At 70.6% G+C, this 19576-nt stretch carries 15 protein-coding genes; 6 read left to right on the forward strand and 9 right to left on the reverse strand.

Translation table 11 applies throughout. From position 1 onward, the window contains the following. Positions 1 to 22: 22 nt before the first annotated feature. Complete coding sequence (locus tag ATK30_RS07165; protein ID WP_101434883.1) at positions 23 to 1852, reverse strand: Hsp70 family protein; 1830 nt, start codon at positions 1850 to 1852, stop codon at positions 23 to 25. A 141-nt stretch (positions 1853 to 1993) separates the two neighbouring features. Between ATK30_RS07165 and ATK30_RS07170 the strand changes: the two genes are divergently transcribed. The 3 genes from ATK30_RS07170 (at position 1994) to def (ending at position 8596) form a co-directional block, all read left to right on the forward strand. Continuing rightward, positions 1994 to 3199: a hypothetical protein gene (locus tag ATK30_RS07170; protein WP_101434884.1), complete on the forward strand. Its 1206-nt coding sequence runs from the start codon at positions 1994 to 1996 to the stop codon at positions 3197 to 3199. A gap of 78 nt (positions 3200 to 3277) precedes the next feature. Then, on the forward strand, positions 3278 to 7939 hold the full coding sequence (locus tag ATK30_RS07175) for an ATP-dependent helicase (protein ID WP_101434885.1): 4662 nt from the start codon (positions 3278 to 3280) through the stop codon (positions 7937 to 7939). 156 nt (positions 7940 to 8095) lie between these two features. Further along, complete coding sequence (gene def, locus ATK30_RS07180) at positions 8096 to 8596, forward strand: peptide deformylase (protein WP_101434886.1); 501 nt, start codon at positions 8096 to 8098, stop codon at positions 8594 to 8596. On the opposite strand, the gene ATK30_RS46045 is transcribed toward def, so the two are convergent. The 4 genes from ATK30_RS46045 to ATK30_RS46050 all read right to left on the reverse strand — a co-directional run bounded on the left by ATK30_RS46045 (position 8529) and on the right by ATK30_RS46050 (position 12618). Beyond that, positions 8529 to 10196, reverse strand: coding sequence for a GNAT family N-acetyltransferase (locus ATK30_RS46045; protein WP_244194545.1), 1668 nt, complete (start codon positions 10194 to 10196; stop codon positions 8529 to 8531). The two genes, def and ATK30_RS46045, sit on opposite strands and share 68 nt — an antisense overlap. Before the next feature lie 105 nt (positions 10197 to 10301). Continuing rightward, entirely contained in the window at positions 10302 to 11117 is an 816-nt protein-coding gene (locus ATK30_RS07195) for a VOC family protein (protein WP_143271356.1), read from the reverse strand. A gap of 78 nt (positions 11118 to 11195) precedes the next feature. Next, on the reverse strand, positions 11196 to 11960 hold the full coding sequence (locus tag ATK30_RS07200) for a maleylpyruvate isomerase N-terminal domain-containing protein (RefSeq protein ID WP_101434888.1): 765 nt from the start codon (positions 11958 to 11960) through the stop codon (positions 11196 to 11198). After that, positions 11950 to 12618 (reverse strand): SAV_6107 family HEPN domain-containing protein, encoded by a 669-nt coding sequence (locus tag ATK30_RS46050; RefSeq protein ID WP_244194546.1) that lies wholly within the window; start codon positions 12616 to 12618, stop codon positions 11950 to 11952. Before ATK30_RS46050 ends, ATK30_RS07200 begins: the two co-directional genes overlap by 11 nt. A gap of 801 nt (positions 12619 to 13419) precedes the next feature. On the opposite strand from ATK30_RS46050, the gene ATK30_RS07210 reads away from it, so the two are divergent. Together ATK30_RS07210 and ATK30_RS07215 are read left to right on the forward strand one after the other, a co-directional pair. Further along, positions 13420 to 13944 (forward strand): YbaK/EbsC family protein, encoded by a 525-nt coding sequence (locus tag ATK30_RS07210; protein WP_101434890.1) that lies wholly within the window; start codon positions 13420 to 13422, stop codon positions 13942 to 13944. Beyond that, positions 13941 to 14516 carry a GNAT family N-acetyltransferase gene (locus tag ATK30_RS07215; protein WP_101434891.1) on the forward strand — a complete coding sequence of 192 codons (576 nt, stop codon included), beginning with the start codon at positions 13941 to 13943 and terminating at the stop codon, positions 14514 to 14516. Before ATK30_RS07210 ends, ATK30_RS07215 begins: the two co-directional genes overlap by 4 nt. Here the strand turns inward: ATK30_RS07215 and ATK30_RS07220 are convergent. The 4 genes from ATK30_RS07220 to ATK30_RS07235 form a co-directional block, all read right to left on the reverse strand. Beyond that, positions 14455 to 15390 (reverse strand): DMT family transporter, encoded by a 936-nt coding sequence (locus ATK30_RS07220; protein WP_101434892.1) that lies wholly within the window; start codon positions 15388 to 15390, stop codon positions 14455 to 14457. The genes ATK30_RS07215 and ATK30_RS07220 overlap by 62 nt on opposite strands. 222 nt (positions 15391 to 15612) lie before the next feature. Next, positions 15613 to 16104, reverse strand: coding sequence for a GNAT family N-acetyltransferase (locus ATK30_RS07225; protein WP_244194918.1), 492 nt, complete (start codon positions 16102 to 16104; stop codon positions 15613 to 15615). A 56-nt stretch (positions 16105 to 16160) separates the two neighbouring features. Then, a complete protein-coding gene (locus ATK30_RS07230) occupies positions 16161 to 17840 on the reverse strand; it encodes a DUF885 domain-containing protein (protein ID WP_208637292.1) in 1680 nt (559 codons plus the stop codon). Positions 17841 to 17882: 42 nt separating this feature from the next. Beyond that, entirely contained in the window at positions 17883 to 18767 is an 885-nt protein-coding gene (locus tag ATK30_RS07235) for a methylenetetrahydrofolate reductase (protein WP_101434895.1), read from the reverse strand. Positions 18768 to 18869: 102 nt separating this feature from the next. On the opposite strand from ATK30_RS07235, the gene merB reads away from it, so the two are divergent. Next, on the forward strand, positions 18870 to 19514 hold the full coding sequence (merB, locus tag ATK30_RS07240) for an organomercurial lyase (RefSeq protein ID WP_101434896.1): 645 nt from the start codon (positions 18870 to 18872) through the stop codon (positions 19512 to 19514). Positions 19515 to 19576 lie beyond the last annotated feature (62 nt).

Raw genomic sequence — 19576 nt, forward strand, 5'->3', positions numbered from 1 at the left:
AGCTTTCCCGCGCGAACGGGGATCACTCCCCCGGCTGGACGTTCTGTTCGAAGTAGTCGGCCAGCGCACCCGGCGTGGCCGCCTGCCCGCCGGAATTCACCTGATAGAGGAACCCGACGAGGGGCCGGTCCTTCACGGTAAACACGAGGACCGCCGACGACTGCCCGGCCGCCGCCGCGTAGTGCCCTTCGAGGGCGTTGCCCTTCCAGTCCGCTTCGGTGCGGTCGCCGCCCGCGGAGGCGAGCAGTCCGTCGGTGTACTGCTTGAGCTCCGCTGCCGACTGTCCCTGCACGTACGTCACCTGCGTGCCCGCGCGCCCCGGCGCGGCGCACGTCGCCGCGGTCCCGAGGCTCTTCGCCGGCGCGGCCGGACCGTTGCCCATACCGGGAGCACAGCCGCCGTTGTCAGCGACCTTGCCAGCGAGCTGACGCATGCAGCCAGTCAGGCCTGACGCGTCAGCTTGCCCCTGCGTACGGCACTCCTCAGCGGTGTACGTCTTCACTGACGAGCCCTTTGTTGTCAGGAACACGGTCAGCCCAGCCGCGAGCACGACCACCACCGCCGCCGCGATGCCGATCCACAGCTTGGTGCGGCTCTTCTTCTCCGGCGTAGCAGGCGTATACGTCGGGAAATTGGACGGTGCTGGCGAAGGCTGGAACGGCGGCATCGGCTGTGGCTGCGTCGGCGAGTACGCCGCGTAGTTGCCCTGTGGCGCGCCAGCCGGCGCGTACGGCGCACCTGACGCCACCTGGCCCTCGACGTTCTGCGTACGCATCGACAGTCCGTCTTTAGCCACGTGCTGCGCACCCAGTGCGACGGCCGTCTCAGGCTGGTCGAGACTCGTGGGAACAACGCCGAGCTTCTCCGCGATCATCGACCCGACCAGCGGCAACCGGCTCGAACCACCGACAAGGTAGATGCCGACGAGACGCTCCGAAGTCAGTCCGGCCGAACGCAGTGTCCGCGACAGCAGTTCCACACTGCGCAGCATTGCCGGACGCACCAAGCCTTCGAGCTCTCCGCGCGTGACGAGCACGTCCTTGAACGGCTCCGGCATCGGCACCTCTGTCTGCGGATGCCGAGACAGCGCCTCCTTCGCAGCCTTCACGTCTTCTTGCAGCGCGCGTCGCGTACGCCGGTCCGCAGTCGACTCGGGGCGAAGCAGCCGCTGCCAGCGCTGCGGGTCCGAGTGCGACACCTCACGTCCTACGTGGACCATCAGCGCCTGGTCGACGTCGAGGCCGCCGAGATCGGGCAGACCGTCCTCGGCGAGCACCGTGTAGCCATGCTGGTTCGCGCCGACGACGGCGACGTCGAACGTGCCCGCGCCGAGGTCGTACACCGCGAGAGCCTGTCCTGGAGCCAACGCGCGCTCAGGGAACGACGCGAAGTGCGCCGCGGCCGCGACTGGTTCCGGCACGAGGACTACGTTTCCGCGGATGCCAGCAAGTCGCGCCGCGCTCAGCAGGACGTTTCGGCGCACCGGACCCCACTGCGCGGGGTGGGTGAGCCGGACCTCGTCCGGCTGTTCGCCGCCGAGCTGGCGCGTGGTCTCGTCGAGCACGCGGCGCAGGATCGCGGCGAGCGCCTCGTTGACCGGCACGACGTCCGTGCCGAGCAGCAGCGTCTGCTCGTCGATGCGCCGTTTAGGGTTGGGCTCGAACCGTGTCGGGTCGAGCCGAGCACGACGTTCGGCGTCCCTGCCGACCATCAGCGTGCCGTCTTCCCCGGCGAACACCGCGGAGGGCATGTTGGCCGACCCGTCGACCTCTACGACGCGTGGCGGCCTGCCGTGCGCGGAAAGGACGGCAACGGTGTTGGACGTCCCGAGGTCCACCGACAGGATCCGCACAGTAACTTCCCCTCGACTCAAGCAGCGCTGGCGGAGATGCTGCCACGTGCCCGGTCACCGTGCGTGCGGACCCGCGAAACTCGCGACGCACGCAACCCCGGGAAGCGACGGAACGTCTCGTCTTCCGAGAACGGGGAGGCAATGACAGAGCTAGTGGACAAGACCCGCCGAGAGCAGTTCGCACAGGCGGCGGGCGATCCGGCGCATCCCTTGCGGGTCTCGGCGGGCAAATGGGGCCGTTCCGGCTACGTGCACGCGGCAGTGCTGTACCTCGTGGCGCGGCTGGTCAGCGTCGGTGCGCTCGCCGCCATGGCCGCGCCCCGGAACCTGCCGCTGGGCGACCGGCTGCAGGCCTGGGACGGCTGGTGGTACCTGCAGATCGCGGAGCACAACTACACCGGCGTGAGCAATCCGCTCGACGCTGCTGGACTGCCCTATCCCGACGCGTCGTACGGCTATTTCCCGCTGTATCCGGCCCTGACCGGGCTGCTCGAGAAGCTGCCCGGGGTGACCTACTTCGGGGCGGGCATTCTGCTGTCGACGCTCGCCGGAATCGCGGCGGCGACGGCGATGTACCGGATCGGCCGGCTCGTCCACAGTCCGCGAGCGGGGTTGCTGCTCGCCGTGCTGTGGGGCGCCGCACCGATGGCGATCGCCGAGAGCATGGTGATGACCGAGGCGCTCTTCACCGCTCTCGCCGCGTGGGCGCTGGTCGGTGAACTCGAACGCAAGTGGTACCTCGCTGCTTTCGCCACGCTGTTCGCCGGGCTCACCCGATCCACCGCCTGTGTGCTGGTCGCGGTCGTAGTCATCGCCGCGGCCATCGACGTGTGGCGGAACAAACAGCGGTGGAACGCGCTCGTGTGCGTCTTCGTCGCGCCGCTCGGCCTGCTCGGGTACTGGATGTTCGTCGCGGTGCAGACCGGCAGTTTGACTGGCTGGCAGGACGTGGAGCTCCGCGGCTGGAACACGCGTTTCGACACCGGTGCCGAAGCCTGGCAATGGATCACGCACACGCTTTTCACCTCGGGCAACGCCTGGGAGACGCTCGTCGTGCTCGTGACGCTCACGGCGGTCGCGCTCGCGGTCATCACGGTGACCGGCCGCCGGGTGCCGTGGCCGCTGGCCGCATACGCGGTGGGCGTCGTGGTGCTGGTCCTGTGCAGTGCCGGGCTGCCCGCCCTCAAGTCGAGGTTTCTTCTTCCCGACTTCGCGCTCCTGCTGCCCGTCGCGATGGGGCTCGCCGGTCGCAAGAGGTCCACGATGATCGCCGCGACGACCGTGTTCGTGCTGGTCGGGGCCTGGTATTCGGCCTATTCGCTGACCGTGTGGAAGTACGCGATCTAGGCCGATCGGTCACCCGTCCGAGGGGATCCGGACCAGGCTGCTCTGCCCGGGCCCCGGAAATTGTCGGGGGCGCCGCGCATGATGGATCCCGTGGCAAACGACGTCCTCGACCTCTTCTCCCCGGCGACCAGCACCTGGTTCGCCGGAGCCTTCGCCGCCCCGACGGCCGCGCAGGAAGGGGCCTGGCGGGCCGCACACGCCGGGCAGCACGCCTTGGTCGTGGCACCCACCGGGTCCGGCAAGACGCTGTCCGCGTTCCTGTGGGCGCTGGACCGGCTGGCGTCGGAACCGCCGCCGGCGAACCCGCGCGAGCGGTGCCGGATCCTGTACGTCTCTCCGCTGAAGGCGCTGGCGGTCGACGTGCAGCGCAACCTGCGCGCGCCGCTGGCGGGCATTTCCCAGGCCGCGCACCGGCTCGGTCTGCCCGCGCCAGAAATCGAAGTCGGCATGCGCACCGGCGACACCACGGCGGCCGAGCGCCGGTCGTTCGGGAAAACCCCGCCGGACGTGCTGGTCACCACTCCGGAGTCGTTGTTTCTCATTCTCACGTCCTCGGCGCGGGAATCGCTGAAGGGCGTCGAGACGGTCATTGTCGACGAAGTGCACGCCGTCGCGGGCGGCAAACGCGGTGCGCATCTGGCGTTGTCGCTGGAACGGCTCGACGCGCTGCTGCCGAAACCGGCCCAGCGGATCGGGCTGTCGGCCACCGTGCGCCCGGTCGACGAGGTGAGCGCGTTCCTCGCCGGCGGTCGTCCGGTCACCGTCGTGCAGCCGAAACTCGCGAAGACGATCCAGGTGCGGGTGGAGGTGCCCGTCGAGGACATGGCGAACCTCGACGGCCCGGCGCCCTCGCCGATGGAGCGGCTCGACGACCTCACGTCGCTGTCGCAGTTGCCGTCGGAGGGCGGGATCGGCACCCAGGAAGAAGTGGCCGGCGCGGCGGTGCAACGGCCGTCGATCTGGCCGGCGGTCGAGGAACGGGTGCTGGAGCTGATCCGCGCGCACCGCTCCACCATCGTGTTCGGCAATTCGCGCCGCCTCACCGAACGGCTCACCGCGCGGCTCAACGAACTCGCGTCCGAGCAGACCGGTCTGTCCCCGGGCGACGCGTTCCCGGCCGAGGCGGTCGGCCAGTCCGGTGTCACGACCGGGGCGGAGCCGGTCGTCGCGCGGGCGCACCACGGGTCGATGTCCCGCGAGCAGCGCACCCATGTCGAGGAGGAACTGAAGTCCGGGCGGCTGCCGTGCGTGGTGGCGACGTCGTCGCTCGAACTCGGCATCGACATGGGTGCGGTGGATCTGGTCGTGCAGATCGAGGCTCCGCCCACGGTGGCGTCCGGGCTGCAGCGCGTCGGCCGGGCCGGACACCAGGTCGGCGCGGTGTCGTCCGGCGTCATGTTCCCGAAGTTCCGCGGCGATCTGGTGTCGTGCGCGGTCGTCGCGGAACGGATGGCGAGCGGGGCGATCGAGGCGGTGCGGTATCCGCGCAACCCGCTCGATGTGCTGGCCCAGCATGTCGTGGCGATGGTGGCGCTCGAACCGTGGACGGTGCCGGAGCTGGCGGCGCTCGTCCGGCGGGCGGCTCCGTTCAGCTCGCTGCCGGACGACGCCCTGCACGCGGTCCTCGACATGCTCGCCGGCCGCTACCCGAGCGAGGAGTTCGGCGAGCTGCGGGCACGGATCACGTGGGACCGGGTCAGCGGAGAGCTGCGCGGGCGGCCGGGTTCGCAGCGGCTGGCGGTCACGTCCGGCGGCACCATCCCCGACCGCGGGCTGTTCACGGTGATGACGCCGGGCGACGAGGGCAAGCCCGGCTCGCGCGTCGGCGAGTTCGACGAGGAGATGGTGTACGAATCGCGGGTCGGCGACACGATCCTGCTCGGCACCTCGTCGTGGCGGATCACCGACATCACGCATGACCGGGTGATCGTCGTCCCCGCGCCCGGCCAGCCCGCCCGGATGCCGTTCTGGAAGGGCGACGCCGCCGGACGCCCGCTGGAACTGGGGCGGGCGCTCGGCGCGTTCGTCCGCGAACTGTCCACTTCGGACACCGCGACGGCGCGGGACCGGGCCGCCGCGGCCGGGCTCGACCAGCGCGCCTGCGACAACCTGCTGGCGTATCTGGAAGAACAGAAGTCGGCGACCCGGCACGTGCCCAACGACCGCGTCATCCTGCTCGAACGCTACCGCGACGAACTGGGCGACTGGCGGATCGTGCTGCACTCGCCGTTCGGCGCGCAGGTGAACGCGCCGTGGGCGCTCGCGATCGCCGCGCGGCTGCGGGAAAACCGCGGCGTCGACGCCCAGGTGGCGCACTCCGACGACGGCATCGTGCTGCGGCTGCCCGACGCGCTCGACGCCGACGGCGGCGAGGTCACCATCACCGCCGACGACGTCCTGCTGGACCCGGAGGAGGTCGAGCAGCTGATCGTGGCGGAGGTCGGCAGCTCGGCGGTCTTCGCGGCGCGGTTCCGGGAATGCGCGGCACGCTCGCTGCTGCTGCCGCGCCGGGATCCGCGGCGGCGCACACCGCTGTGGCAGCAACGGCAACGGGCGTCGCAACTGCTGTCGGTGGCGGCGAAGTACGAGCGGTTCCCGGTCGTGCTGGAAGCCATGCGCGAGGTTCTGCAGGACGTCTACGACGTCGGCGGCCTGCGGGAGCTGATGTCCGACGTCCGGGCGCGGAAGGTGCGGCTGGTCGAGGTCGAGACGCCCGCCGCGTCGCCGTTCGCACGAAGCCTGTTGTTCGGTTACGTCGGGATGTTCCTGTACGAGACGGACGCCCCGCTGGCCGAGCGACGAGCCGCGGCGCTGTCGCTGGATTCCGCGCTGCTGGCCGAATTGCTGGGCACGGAGGCGATTCGCGAGCTGCTCGATCCTGAGGCCGTGGCCGAGGTCGAACGGTCGTTGCAGCGGCTCGACCCGGACCGGCACGCCCGGTCGGCGGAGGACGCGGCCGACCTGCTGCGGTTCCTCGGCGATCTGTCCGTCGCGGAGGCCGCGGACCGCGGGATTCAGCCGGAATGGCTGGCAGAACTCGCCTCGGCACGGCGCGCCATCCAGGTGCGCATCGGCGGCGAGGAGCGCTATCTGGCCATCGAGGACGCCGGACGGGTGCGGGACGCGCTGGGCGTCGCGCTTCCGGTCGGCGTGCCCGAGGCGTTCACCGAGCCGGTAGCGGATCCGCTGGGCGACCTCCTCGGCCGCTACGCGCGGACCCGCGGTCCGTTCTCCGCGACAGCCGCGGCGGACCGGTTCGGACTGGGCACCGCCGTCGTCACCGGCGTGCTCGACCGGCTCACCGGTGAAGGCAGGCTCGTCCGCGGCGAGCTGAGTCCGGTCGGGCATCCGGAAACCCATGGCGTGGGCGTCGAATACTGCGACGCGGCCGTGCTGCGGCGGTTGCGGCGCGCGTCGCTCGCCCGGCTGCGGGCAGAGGTCGAGCCGGTGGAGCCGGCGGCACTGGGCAGGTTCCTGCCCGCGTGGCACGGAATCGGCGCACGCCTGCGGTCTGCGCCGACGGCCGACGACGTGCTGTCGGTGGTCGAACAGCTCGCCGGCGCGCCATTGCCGGCGAGCGCGGTCGAATCGCTGATCCTGCCGAGCCGATTGCCGGGCTACTCCCCCGCGCTGCTCGACGAACTCACCACCGCGGGCGAGGTCACGTGGGCAGGCTGCGGGTCCCTCTCCGGCGGGGACGGCTGGCTGGCGCTGGCTCCGTCCGACGTCGCGGATCTGCTGCTGCCCGAGGTCGAGGAGAATCCGCCGACCAGCCCGCTGCACGAAGCGATCGTGACGGCGCTGGAAGGCGGGGCGTTGTTCTTCCGGCAGCTCGTGGACCGGGTCACACCGGGTCTGGAGCAGCCGCCGGACGACGGTGCCGTCGTGTCCGCGCTGTGGGATCTGGTGTGGGCCGGGCTGGTCACCGGCGACACGCTCGCGCCCTTGCGCGCGCAAGTCGCGGGCCACGGGGCGCACAAACCTCGGCGGCAAGCGCCACGCGGCCGCTACGCCCGCATGCGCGCCGGCCGTCCGGCAATGCCGTCGCGTACGGGTCCGCCGACCGTAGCCGGCCGTTGGGCGCTGACCCCGCCTCGGGAAGCCGACCCGACGCGACGCGCCCATGCCCGCACCGAGGCATTCCTGGAACGGCACGGTGTCCTCACTCGAGGCGCGCTCGACACCGAACGGGTCACCGGCGGTTTTTCCGGGATCTACAAGGTGTTGCGCGGAATGGAAGACACCGGGCAGGTCATCCGCGGCTATGTCGTCGAAGGTCTCGGTGCCGCCCAGTTCGCCGCGAAGGGCGCGGTCGACCGGCTGCGGGCCCTGTCCAGCACCGCGCCCTCCTCCGCGGCCCGAAACGACAGCGCCCGTGCCGTAGTCCTCGCCGCTGCGGATCCGGCACAGCCGTACGGCGCGGCTCTGTCCTGGCCCGCCGCAACAGGCGATACGAAGCACCGTCCGGCGCGTAAAGCCGGAGCGCTGGCGGTACTGGTCGACGGAATCCCAGCCCTGTACGTCGAACGCGGCGGCCGCTCCTTGCTGAGCTTCACCGAGGAACGCGGCACGCTGCAAGCCGCCGCGGCTGCGCTGTCGACCGCGGTCCGAGAAGGCTGGCTGGGTCAGCTGGCCGTCCAACGCGCGGACGGAGAACACGCGCTGACCTCGGAGCTGGCCGAGATCCTGCAGGAAGCCGGCTTCCGCGCGACTCCGAAGGGACTCCGTTTGAGAGCTTGACCCTGCCTGGCCGTTGCCCGGCCAAGCCGCGAACGCGTCCGGCCCATGGTCTGCCTTTGTCGTGTGGGCCCGGTGCACCGGTGTACCCGCGTCGGGGAACCAGGTGGTGTCACTAGACTTCTCGCGGCCCCTCGGTGGATAAAAGGACGTTCGATCATGGCGATGCGCGAGTTGCGCTACTTCGGTGACCCAGTGCTCAAGTCCGTGTGCGACCCGGTGACCACGTTCGACAGCAAGATCGAGGCGCTGGTGAAGGACCTCCTCGACAGCGTGCAGCCGGAGGGCCGTGCCGGGCTCGCCGCGCCGCAGATCGGGGTCGGGCTGCGGGTGTTCAGCTACGACGTCGGCGGGCTGACCGGATACGTCATCAACCCCGAGATCGTCCATCTCTCCGAGGAAACGCACGAAATCGGCGAGGGCTGCCTGTCCGTGCCGGAACTGTGGTTCCCGACGGTCCGCGCGAAGCACGCCGTCGTGCGCGGCGTCGACCTGCGCAACGAGCCGATCGAGGTCGAGGGCGTCGACGTGCTGGCCCAGTGCCTCCAGCACGAAACCGACCACCTCGACGGGAAGCTCTACCTCGACCGGCTCACGCCCGACCGGAAGAAGCAGGCGCTGCGCGAGGCGCGGGACAAAGACTGGTTCTGGAACCGCTGACCGTCCGCGGCGTCCGAGCGGCGATGAGCCGAAGCACCGTGCCGTCGTCCGAACAGGTTTCGACCTGCAGTCCGGCGCGGACAGCAGTCCGGACCATGGCGTCGTTGCCCGCAAGGCGGATCGCGGACAGTTCGGCGGTCCCGCCAGCCTCGGCGAGGGCGGCCAGCCGGGCAAGCAACGCCGTGCCGATTCCCTGTCGCTGCCAAGCATCCTCGACGAGAAGCGATACCTCGGCCGTGCCGTCGAGCTGAGGAATCAGCTGTCCGAACCCGATCACGTCCCGGCCGCACACCGCGAGCAAACTGGTTCCGCGCGGTGGCATGAGCAAGCGGTGCAGCCATTTTCGCGGAACCGTGCTCAGCCCAGTGTGGTAGCGGTTGAACAACGTCTTCGCCGAACAGCGAAGATGCACCGCGCCGATCGCGTCGATATCCCGCGGAGTGCCCAGCCGCAAAACGACCGCTGCACCGTCTGGACGGTCGAGCACCACCGGACCGGCCAGATTCTGTTCCGCTGCGGCAAGGAGTTCCAGGAACGCAGCGGCCTGAGCGAGTTCGGGTTCAGCGAAGGCCACCCATCTCCGTCGAGCGACGAACGCCTGCCCGTCGCCGAAGGAAAAGACGGCTCGGTGCCCGCCTTCAGTGCGCTTGGGATTGGCCTCGTTCGCTGGGACGAGCGTCACGAGGTCTGCGGACAAGACCGTCCGCAACATCGGAGCACGGCAGCCAGGGTCGGCAATCGCCCGCCGAGCGGCGACGAGCGCTGTCGCGGCCGGATCGCGAAGTCCGCGGACGGTGGTTTCGGCAGCCGTCTCTCGCGCTGCGGTGCCGACAGTTGCTGCCGGAATACGGAACTCCCCAGCCTCAGCGCCCGTCTTCTCCTCAGGAGTGACGGCAGTTGTCGCGGGAGCACGCAGATCCTGGGTGTCCGTCCCGATGCACAGTTCTCCCGCGACAGGAGGCGCAGTGGTTGCCGGAACACGGCGTTCTCCTGCCTCGGTTACCGAAGCAGGCTCCCCGTTGGTGGGGAACGCCGTTGCCGAGGGGACACCGAATTCTCCGGCGCCGGCTCCGGGTGCTGTCGTCCCATTGGCGGCCGCAGGGGCGGTGCGCGGCCGAGACGAGGGCTTGGGTGTCCCCTCGGCGGTGGGCAGGGCGGTTGTCGTCCGGTCAGGGGCTGGGGTGTCCGTCAGCGGGGTGAGGAGTTGTCGGGCGGCGGCCTCGGCGATGGACTCCTCGGCGGCGAGCGCGGTGGCGGCCGGGGACGGGACGGCGATTTCGGTCATTCCCAGGCAGTCGCCGCCTTCGTCGCGGAGGGCGTCTATCAGCAGGTGCGGGGGCAGGCCGGCCGCTGGGCAGAGTACGAATTCGTCTAGGACGCCGCCGGGGGCCGGGTGTCTCGTGAGGCCCAGGATGCGGCATTCGAGGTCGGCGAGGCGGATCGCGAAGCGGGCCAGTGTTCCGGGGTAGTCGTCGGAGAGGACGCGTACTCGCCAGGCGCGGGCCGGTGTGCGGTTTTCGTTGGGGGAACCGGGCTCGAGGCCGGAGCGGGAGCGCGGGAGGTCGGAGAGGGCGCTACGGGGCGTCGAAGGCATGTCCATGGGACTTACCGTTCCTGACGCACGTAACCGGGGGCGTCCTGTGGTGTTTCGGGTGTGTCAGAGGGTGGCCGGAAATGCGTGATCTGCGGGAAACAGTGGCGCGGGTCAGTGTGGGACGAGAAGGCGGAATTCGTTGTCTTCCGGGTCGGTGAAGTCGGTCTGGCCGGCTGCGACGGAGCGAGCGCCGGCGGCTTGAAGGCGGCGGGTTTCGGCGGTGTGGTCGCCGTGGAGGGCCAGGTCCAGGTGGAGGCGGTTTCTGCCGTGCTTCGGGGTGTTCACGCGCAGGAATTCGAGGGTGGGGCCCCGGCCGGTGGGGTTGCGCAGCGTGGTGATGGCGGGCTCGTCGGCGGTGATCGGCCACCCTGCGAGCGGGGACCAGAAGCGGGCTAGGCGCGCGGGGTCCTGTGCGTCGACGACTATCGCTGCGATGGCACCGGAATTGGCGTATTCCTCGCGGGGTTCGAGTACGCAGAATTCGTTGTCTTCCGGGTCGGCCAGAACGATCCACGGAACGTTGTGCTGGCCGATGTCGATTGGGCGTGCCCCTAGGGAAACGGCTCGGGCGACTGTTTCGCGCTGGTTCTCGCCGGAGGTGCTGGAGAGGTCTAGGTGGAGACGGTTTTTGTCGGTCTTCGGGCGGAAGGTCGCGGCGAAGACCAGGGTGAGTTCGCAACCGTCGTCGGGTGGGGGTTGGACGGTGGCTTCGTCTGGGGATTCTGTCGTGGTCCGCCAGCCGAGGAGGTCGGCCCAGAAGCGGGCCAGGCGTGCCGGTTGTTCGGCGGCGGTGACCAGGTTGACCAGACGTGTTGCCATGCCGCCACGGTAGCGGGCAGGGCCGACAAAACCGGGTGGCGCAACGGGTTGGCGAGGTCGGGTGAAAGAACTGTGCCGGCAAGCGCGGGGTATCGCGTTTGCCGGCACAGCCGGATCGCCACGGGTGGTCCAGAAATGCGCTGGCCGGAAGAACCGGGAAGCTTCCCCGCTTTCGGTTCTCCGCGGTTACCTGGTGGCTAGTCGCAGCAGGGCCCAGGCTTGGGCGGACAGCTCGTGGTCTCCGTCGGTGTGGACCATGGTCACCGGGACTCTTCCCCACAGCCACAGGTACACGTTCGCGGGCGAGCCGGTGACGATCGCGTCCGCGGCGTCGGCTTCTCGGGGTGAGCAGCGCCAGGCCTCTGTCTCGCCGGGGCCCGCTCGCGCGATCCAGCTGTGGCCGCCGGTGTGGAAACCCACTGTGCCGTTTCGGGTTCCCGAGATGCCCATGGTGGTGAGCTTGTGTCCGAAGTAGAGGGTGAGGGCCTCGTCGACGCCGTCGGCAGCCAGGTCGTCCGGGACCGCCGAGTCGCCGATTCCGGCCGCGTTTTCGGCGTCCACTCGGTGCACGAGAGTTTCGTGGAGCATGCGACGGCGCCAGAAACCGTGGGTCGGATCGGCGGACCACCAGGTGGTGGCCCGGGTGGATGGGTCGTGGTTGGCGAGTTCGACTTCGAGCTCCGCGCGGGCAGTGGAGTAGAAATCGACCACCGGCTGGCCGGGCAGGGGTTCGCGCCACGATTCGGGACGGCGGCCGTCGCGGATCCAGCCGAGCACCTGCCAGTACACGGCGCCGACGTGCTTGAGCAGCTCGTTCAACGTCCAGCCTGGGGCGGTGGGCACCGGCGAATCGGGCGACGCCGAGTGCGCCACCTCCCCCAGCAGCTGCGCCTCCACGGAGAACGCTTCGAGCAACCGGCCGTGGTCGACCGTGCCCAGTTCACGCGACATGAGCTTCCCCGGACATCGGCAGGCCGTGCACGACCCGGCGGACCAGTTCGAGGAACTGGGCGGTCGCCTGCAGCAGGCCCGCGGCCAGTTCGGCGGTGACGCGGCCGGTGATGCCCGCTTCGGCGGCGGCCCGGGTTTCCGAGTGGTCGGCGAAGAACGCCGACCATTCGCGCAGTTCGGGAGCGACCGCGTCGAGCAGCACCCAGCCGCTGGCCGGACGGCCCCGGCCCCGGCGCGGGCGGCCTCGGACGGCGAGCACCGCCCCTGCGCCGCGCAAGGCGGCCAGGTAGGCGCCGATGAAGCGTTCGGCCGGGTCGCGTTCGTTTTCCGCGTGGTCGAGCCCGCGATTCGCTTGGGCGAGGAGGGCGACCGCCTCCGGAGGGGCCGGTGGACGCAGCGACAGCGGGAGCTGCGGCTGGCCCTGGGCGCCGGAGCGGCGAGCGGCCGGTTCGGCGGAGGGCCGGACCGCGGCTCGGGTGCGGTGGACGACCTGCCTCGGCGGCGGGGAGCTGGGCAGGGTGGTTTCGGGGACGTGGTGCACGGTGGGCCTGGAGGTGGGGGTGCGAGCGGGGCTGGCCGCTGCGGGGGAACCGGCCTCCGATGCGACGGGCAGCGCGGGGTCGGTCGCCGGAGCAACGGACCGGGCTGAACTGGTCACCGACGCAGCAGAGCCGCTTCCCGATGCAGGCGCCAAACCGGAACCAGCCGCCGAAGCAGAGGCGGTCACCGAAGCCGACGGTGCCGCAAAGTTGCTTCCCAGCGCAGGCTGCAGGTCTGGACCGTTCTCCGAAGCAGCGGACCGAGCAGAACCAGCCGCCGAAGCAGGAGCCGAAGCAGCAGGGCCATCTCCCGGTGCAGCTGACAAGGCGGGACCAGCCGCCGAAGCAGAGGACTGGCCGGAGCCGGTCACCGAAGTTGACGACACGGAGTTGCTTCCCCACGCGGGCTGCGGGCCTCGGCCACCTTCCGGCGCAGCAGGACTCGCCTCCGAAGCAGACGACTCAGCAAAACCGTTCTCCGATCCCGACCACAGATCCAGGCCAGGCTGAGCAGAGCCAGTCACCGGAGCAGAGGACCCAGCCGAAGCACCAGCCGAAGGGACGGCAGCCGGCTCCGCGGAAGCCGCCGGGGCATCAGACCGGCCCGGCTGTTCCACCGGCGCGCCGAACGTCAGCTGTTCGCCAACCGCACCAGGTCGGTCTGGGCGTCCCTCGGCGGCGCGGTCCGCGGGGGACACGACCGAGACGGACATGGCGACCCTCCTCCTGCTCGGGTGGGCCCGGCCGGGGCCCGAGGTGCTTCCCCCACCCCGGGACCGGCCGGTGCGCTCCCACCGGGTATCGAACGTCTGTTCGATCTGTTTCCAGAGTAGCCGCGCCGGCGAGTCCGCTCAACCCCGCCGGCGGAATCCGGGCACGTGGTGCGGGACACGGCCGCACCGGCGTGGTCTCATAACCGGGTGAGCACCCACGACCATCCCGCTGTCGCCAAGGTCACCGCCGCGCTGGGCGAGGCCGGGCAGCACGCCGCCGCTGCCGGAGTGCGGGTGCTGCCCGCTGAAGTGCGCACTGCCGCGCAGGCCGCGGAGGCGCTCGGCGTACCGGTCGGCGCTATCGCGAACAGCCTGGTTTTCCGTGCCCGCACCGCCGACGGGACTGAGGTCGCGCTGCTCGCGCTCACCTCGGGAGCGCACCGGGCGAAGGAGTCCCGGCTGGCGGAACTCGCCGGGGTCGCGGAGGTCGGCAAGGCGGACGCGGCGTTCGTCCGGGAGCACACCGGGCAGCCGATCGGGGGCGTCGCTCCGGTCGGGCATCCGGAGAAGCTCGTTACGCTGGTGGACACGGCGTTGCGCGGGCATTCCGAGGTGTGGGCCGCCGCCGGGCATCCGAAATCGGTCTTCCCCACCACCTTCGACGCGCTCGTCACGCTCACCGGGGGCACCCCCGGCGATCTCTCGGGCGAAGGGGAGGATGGTCGACTGTGACCGCGATGTCCTCCTCCGGGTGCTCCCGGTACGTGCAGTTCTCCGCCGACGAGTTCCGGTCCCGGCTGCCGGAAGCGCTGGCGATCTACGTGAACGCGATGCACTACCCCGAGGGCACGGCCGAGCAGCGCGCGCCGATGTGGCTCACGCACGCGTTGCGCGAGGGCTGGCGCTGCATGGCCGCCCTCGACGACAACGGCGTCCTGCTCGGAATCGCTTACGGCTACAAGGGCCGCGCCGGGCAGTGGTGGCACGAGCAGGTCCGGCACGGCCTCACCCGCCGCTCCGGGACGGAGGAAGCCGAGCGCTGGCTCGCGGACTACTTCGAGCTCACCGAGATCCACGTGCGCCCGGAAAACCAGGGCAAGCAGATCGGCGAGGACCTGCTGCGCCGGCTGCTCGACGGCGTGCCCAGCGCGAACGTCCTGCTCTCCACGCCCGAGGGGACCAGCCGGGCTTGGAAACTGTACCGGCGCATGGGGTTCGTCGACGTTCTGCGCGACTACCAGTTCACGGGCGATCCGCGGCCGTTCGCGATTCTGGGGCGGTCGCTCCCGATTGAACCTCGCTGACCGGTTCCGGCCGCCAATAGCCGACAGCCAGCGCCGCGACCAGCAGAGCCGCACCGGTCCAGGCGAGCACGCCCAGACGTTCGCCGAGCAACGCCACGGACAGGATCGTGGCGGTCAGCGGTTCCAGCAGTGCCGACAGGGCGCCAAGGACGGGATGCGCACCGGACAGACCGCGGAAGTAAGCGGCGTACGCGGCCGCTGTCGGCACGATGCCGAAGTAGGCGGCTACGAGCAGGACGTCCGGCCGGAGAGGAAGCGCCATCCCCAGCCACGCCGCGGCGGGAGTGAGCAACAGGCCGCCGAGGAGGCAGCCGTACGCGGTGGTCGTCATGGGGGCTAAGCCGGGCTTCGCGGTGACTGTCGTCAGGACAGCGAAGCCTGAGCCCGCGAGCAGGGCGAAGAGGATTCCGGCGGGTTGTGCGACCGAGTCCGGGGACCAGCGCAGCAACACCAGACCTGCGACGGCACCCAGGACGGACACCAGCGTCGTCACGCGCGGTGCGCGGCGAGTGCGGATAGCGGACGCTACGGCCAGTGCGACCGGGGAGCTGCCGATGGTGGTCATGGTCGCGACGCTGACTGAGCTGAGCGCGACGGCGGCGAAGTAGCTGGCTTGGAAGAAGGCGAAGAGGCTGCCGATGAGGAGGAGACGACGCCAGGTTTGCTTGGCGGGGAAGCGAAGTCCGGCGGTCAGGGCGACGTAGACCGCGCTCGCGGCGCCGCCGACAAGCAGACGGTAGGTGGCGACGACCAGTGGGTGCACGCCGGCTTGGTGGCCGAGAAGCGAGCCGGAGAGGCCGCCGGTTCCCCAGAGCACGCCGGCTATGACGAGGGCGGCGGACGAGCGGGCGCGCGAAGGTGCGGAGATGGACATGCGGAAGAGGGCTCCTGCGTCGAAGGAATCGGAGATCGACGACGCGGGGCAGCGTGCGTTGGCCGGTTCAGGACGTCATCCGGTGGCCGCGTGCCCTGATCCGGGCGCACGCGGCGAAAACTGCCCCGCTCAGGAGGCCGGGGGTGGGGTGACGAGGAAGATCCGGTGCACGGGCGGGAGCTTAACCAGCGGCCGGACAGATGACCAACGGTTTTGTTGCGCTCATCGCGTGCGCCGCCAGCGGATCTCGCCGTCGTGCACTTCCTCGGTGGCGGTGAGCCCCGCCGCGGCGGCGACAGCGGCGGAAGCCCGGTTTTCCGGGTGGATGTGGGCGATGACCGCGTCCACTGGCTGCCGGAGGAGCCAGCCGACCAAGCCTCGGGCCGCCTCGGTGGCGATGCCCCGGCCCTGCCACGGAGTACCCACGACCCAGGCGATTTCGGCGACCGCGTCGCGGACCGTCGCCTGGACAGTGCCCGCCAGCCCGGAATCGCGCGGCTGGATCACCCAGTTCAGCCAGGACACCGCTGGATCGGGCGAGCCCGCGGTCATCCGCCGGTAACGCGAACGGAGAGACTCCGCCGAGTCCGGAGCACCGCCGATGTACGTGTGCAGGGCCGGATCGGACAGCACCTCAGCCATCTCCTCGGCATGGGAGACGGACAGCGGCAGCAGGTCCAGCCGGACCGTGGCGATGGGCTGAGCGGTAAGCACAGTCAAGCGTAGGAGACTCCCGGGCCAGCGGAAACCGCCGGCCCGGGAAAGCAGTCTCAGTCCAGTTGCGCCAGCTGCTCGCGCAGGGTGTCCAGTCCCATGCCGCCCATTTTCAGGGCCTTCGTGTGGAACTGCTTGATGTCGAACGCCGAACCCTGCCGCGCTCGGGCGTCGTCGCGCGCCGCCAGCCACAGGCGTTCGCCGAGCTTGTACGAGGGGGCCTGGCCCGGCCAGCCGAGGTAGCGGTCGATCTCGTCGTGGATGTGCGCGTGATCGGTGATCGTGCGGGTCAGCATGAACTCCAGGCCGAGGTCCGGCGTCCAGCGCGAACCCTCGTGGAATCCAGTGCCTGCCGGGATTTCCAGTTCGAGGTGCATGCCGAGGTCGACCACGACGCGGGCGGCGCGGAACAGCTGCTCGGACAGCATGCCGAGCAGGTTGCCGTCGTCCGACAGGTAACCCAGTTCCTCCATGAGGCGTTCCGCGTACAGCGCCCAGCCTTCGCCGTGCGCCGAGATGAACGTCATCAGCCGCTGGTACTTCGTGAGGGTCTCGGCCTGGTTGACCGCCGTCGCGATCTGCAGGTGGTGGCCCGGGACGCCCTCGTGGTAGACCGTCGACACCTCGCGCCACGTCGTGAATTCGTTGCGGTCCGCGGGAAGCGACCACCACGTCCGGCCCGGGCGGCTGAAGTCCTCGCTCGGTCCGGTGTAGTACGCGCCGACGCCACCGCCGGGCGGGGCGATCTTGCATTCCAGCGCCATCAGCCGGTCCGGGATGTCGAAGTGCTTGCCGCGCAACGACTTCAGCGCGTCGTCGGACAGCTGCTGCATCCACGCCTCGAACTGCGGGCGGCCCTGGATGCGGTAGCGCGGGTCGGCGTCGAGCACGGCCGCGGCCTCCGCGGGCGTCGAACCGGGCTTGATGCGGTTCGCGACCGCGCGCATTTCCGTTTCGAGGCGCGAGAATTCGTGCCAACCCCACTCGTAGGCCTCGCGCAGGTCCAGCTCCGCGCCGATGAAGTAGCGCGACCACAGCCGGTAGGTGTCCTCGCCGACCGCGTCCTTCACCGGAGCCCTCGGAGCCAGTTCGGCGCGCAGGAATCCGGCGAACTCCGCGAACGCCTCGTCCGCGGCCCGCGCGCCCGAGGCCAGTTCGGACTTCAGCGCATCGACATCCGCGTCGGCGACCAGGCTGGCGAAGAATCCGGGGCCGTCCTTGAGCCCGGCCCACGTCTCGCACTGCTCGGCGACCTTCGAGACCTGCCGCAGCGCCGAAACCTGTCCCTTGTCGGCCGAGGCCAGCAGCGACGCGCGGACGCCGGCGAGCGCCTCGGGCACCTTCGGCAGCCGGGCCGCGACGTTCGCCCAGTCGTCCGGGGTGTCGGTCGGCATCAGGTCGAAGACCATGCGCAGGCCCTGCACCGGGCTCTCGATCACGTTGAGCGAAGCGGCGTCGAGACCCGCGTCGTGGATCTCCAGCTCGAGGCCGATCCGCTCGCTGAACACGGCCTTCGCGACCCGCTCCCCCGCGTTCGCCGGTTCGGCGGCGGTCACGGCGGCCAGCGCGCGCCGCGCCAGCTCCGCACGGGCTTCGTGGCCCGCGGGCGAATAGTCGGTCAGCTGGTCGTCGTAGCCTGCGACGCCGAGCATGGTGGCCGCGACCGGGTCCACGGCCACGTAATCGTCGACGTACCGGTCGCAGATCTCCGGAACGCTCTGTTCGGTGGAAGCCATGTCCGGCACGCTACCGGCCGGAGGGGCCCCGAGCCCACGGAGTTACGCGCGGGCGGGCACCAGTCCGAGCCGCGTGACGACCTCGCGCGTCGCCTTGGACCGGTTGAACGTGTAGAAGTGCAGGTCGGGCACGCCTTCGGCGATCAGTTTCTCGCACAGTTCGGTGACCCAGTCGAGGCCGGCCGCACGGAAGGCCTTGGGGTCGTCCGACAGCGGTTCGAGCCGGTCGAGCAGCCGCTGCGACGCCGGGGCTCCGGAGAGCTTGATCGTCGTGTGCAGCGTCCGCAGCGTGGTCAGCGGCATGATGCCGGGCAGCACGAGCGCGTCGCAGCCCGCGGCGGCGACCCGGTCGCGCAGCCGCAGGAAGTCCTCGGCCTCGAAGAACAGCTGCGCGATCGCGAAATCGGCTCCCGCGCGGAACTTGCGGACCAGGTGTTTCGTGTCCGATTCCAGGTCCGGCGAACGCGGGTGGCCGTACGGGAACGCCGAGACGCCGACGCAGAAGTCGCCGAGCGAGCGGACCAGCTCGACCAGTTCCTCGGCGTAGGTGAGGCCCTCGGGGTGCGGCACCCAGTCGCCGTAGACGTCGCCGGGCGGGTCGCCGCGCAGCGCGAGGATGTTGCGGACGCCGACGGCCGCGTACCAGCCGATCACGTTCCGCAGTTCGGACACCGAATGGTCGACCGCCGTCAGGTGGGCCATCGGGCAGAGCGTGGTTTCGGTGGCGACGCGGGCGATGCTGCGGATGGTGCCGTCGCGGCTCGAACCGCCCGCGCCGTAGGTGATCGACATGTACGCCGGGTCCAGCGGTTCCAGCTCGCGGATGGCCTTCCACAGGACCGCCTCGTCGGCTTCGTCGCGGGGCGGGAAGAACTCGACGGAGAACGCGGGCCCGTCCCCCCGCAGCCTTTCGATCACCGACGTCATGGGGTGAAATGGTAGTGGCTCGCCGCGACCCGCGGCAGAGCTGCGGGGTGGGCTTGGCCACGCGTACCGTCAGGCATCGAACCCTCCCGGGGAGGCGAGCCGATGAGCAGTGAAGACGATCTGGCCTGGGACGAAGACGTGCGCGTGGCCGTCTACCGCGCCTTCGCCACCCGCGGCCGCCCGCCTACCGCGCCCGAGCTGGCCGACGCCGCGCACGGGTCGCTCGCGGTGGCGAAACAGGCGCTGCACCGGATGGCCGACCCGAGATGGCTGTGGCTCGACGAATGCGAGCACGTGGCGCTGGCCGCGCCGTTCGCCGCGGTCCCGCTCGGGTTCGCGGTGATGGGCGAGCACACCATGTGGTGGGGCGGATGCGCCTGGGATTCGTTCGCGATCCCGCACCTCGTCTCCGGCGAGCCGGAGGTGCTGGTGGCGACGCGTTGTCCCGGCTGCGGCGAGCCGTCCGCGCTGGTCGTGCGGCGCGACCGGCCGCCGGCCGGCGCGCAGGTGGCGTACTTCCCGGTCCCGCCCGACCAGCTGGCCGGAGACCGCGGAAAGCAGCGGCTCTACTGCGACGAGTCCTGTGTGGACAGTCCGGGCGAGCTGCTCGGGCTCGACGCGCTGTGGCATCTCGCGAAGGACTGGTACACCGGCTGCCTCGAACCCGGTTACCGGCCGCGCGGACCGGCCGAGGCGGCGGAATACTTCGCGGCGAGCGCGCGTCCGGACGCGTTCCGGAGCGCCTGACCACGTCTGGTGCGCCACATCCGGGGGCGCCCGGCGTGACCCCGGCCGCCCGCGTCCCGGAG

The sequence above is a fragment of the Amycolatopsis echigonensis genome, from assembly GCF_002846615.1.
GTDB lineage: Bacteria > Actinomycetota > Actinomycetes > Mycobacteriales > Pseudonocardiaceae > Amycolatopsis > Amycolatopsis echigonensis.

Excerpts from the sequence above, each read along its gene's own strand:
- ATK30_RS07170 (WP_101434884.1), top strand. The coding sequence starts at position 1,994 with ATGACAGAGCTAGTGGACAAGACCCGCCGAGAGCAGTTCGCACAGGCG.
- ATK30_RS07175 (WP_101434885.1), top strand. The coding sequence starts at position 3,278 with ATGATGGATCCCGTGGCAAACGACGTCCTCGACCTCTTCTCCCCGGCG.
- def (WP_101434886.1), top strand. The coding sequence starts at position 8,096 with ATGGCGATGCGCGAGTTGCGCTACTTCGGTGACCCAGTGCTCAAGTCC.
- ATK30_RS46045 (WP_244194545.1), bottom strand. The coding sequence starts at position 10,196 with ATGGACATGCCTTCGACGCCCCGTAGCGCCCTCTCCGACCTCCCGCGC.
- ATK30_RS07200 (WP_101434888.1), bottom strand. The coding sequence starts at position 11,960 with ATGTCGCGTGAACTGGGCACGGTCGACCACGGCCGGTTGCTCGAAGCG.
- ATK30_RS07220 (WP_101434892.1), bottom strand. The coding sequence starts at position 15,390 with ATGTCCATCTCCGCACCTTCGCGCGCCCGCTCGTCCGCCGCCCTCGTC.
- ATK30_RS07230 (WP_208637292.1), bottom strand. The coding sequence starts at position 17,840 with ATGGCTTCCACCGAACAGAGCGTTCCGGAGATCTGCGACCGGTACGTC.
- ATK30_RS07235 (WP_101434895.1), bottom strand. The coding sequence starts at position 18,767 with ATGACGTCGGTGATCGAAAGGCTGCGGGGGGACGGGCCCGCGTTCTCC.
- merB (WP_101434896.1), top strand. The coding sequence starts at position 18,870 with ATGAGCAGTGAAGACGATCTGGCCTGGGACGAAGACGTGCGCGTGGCC.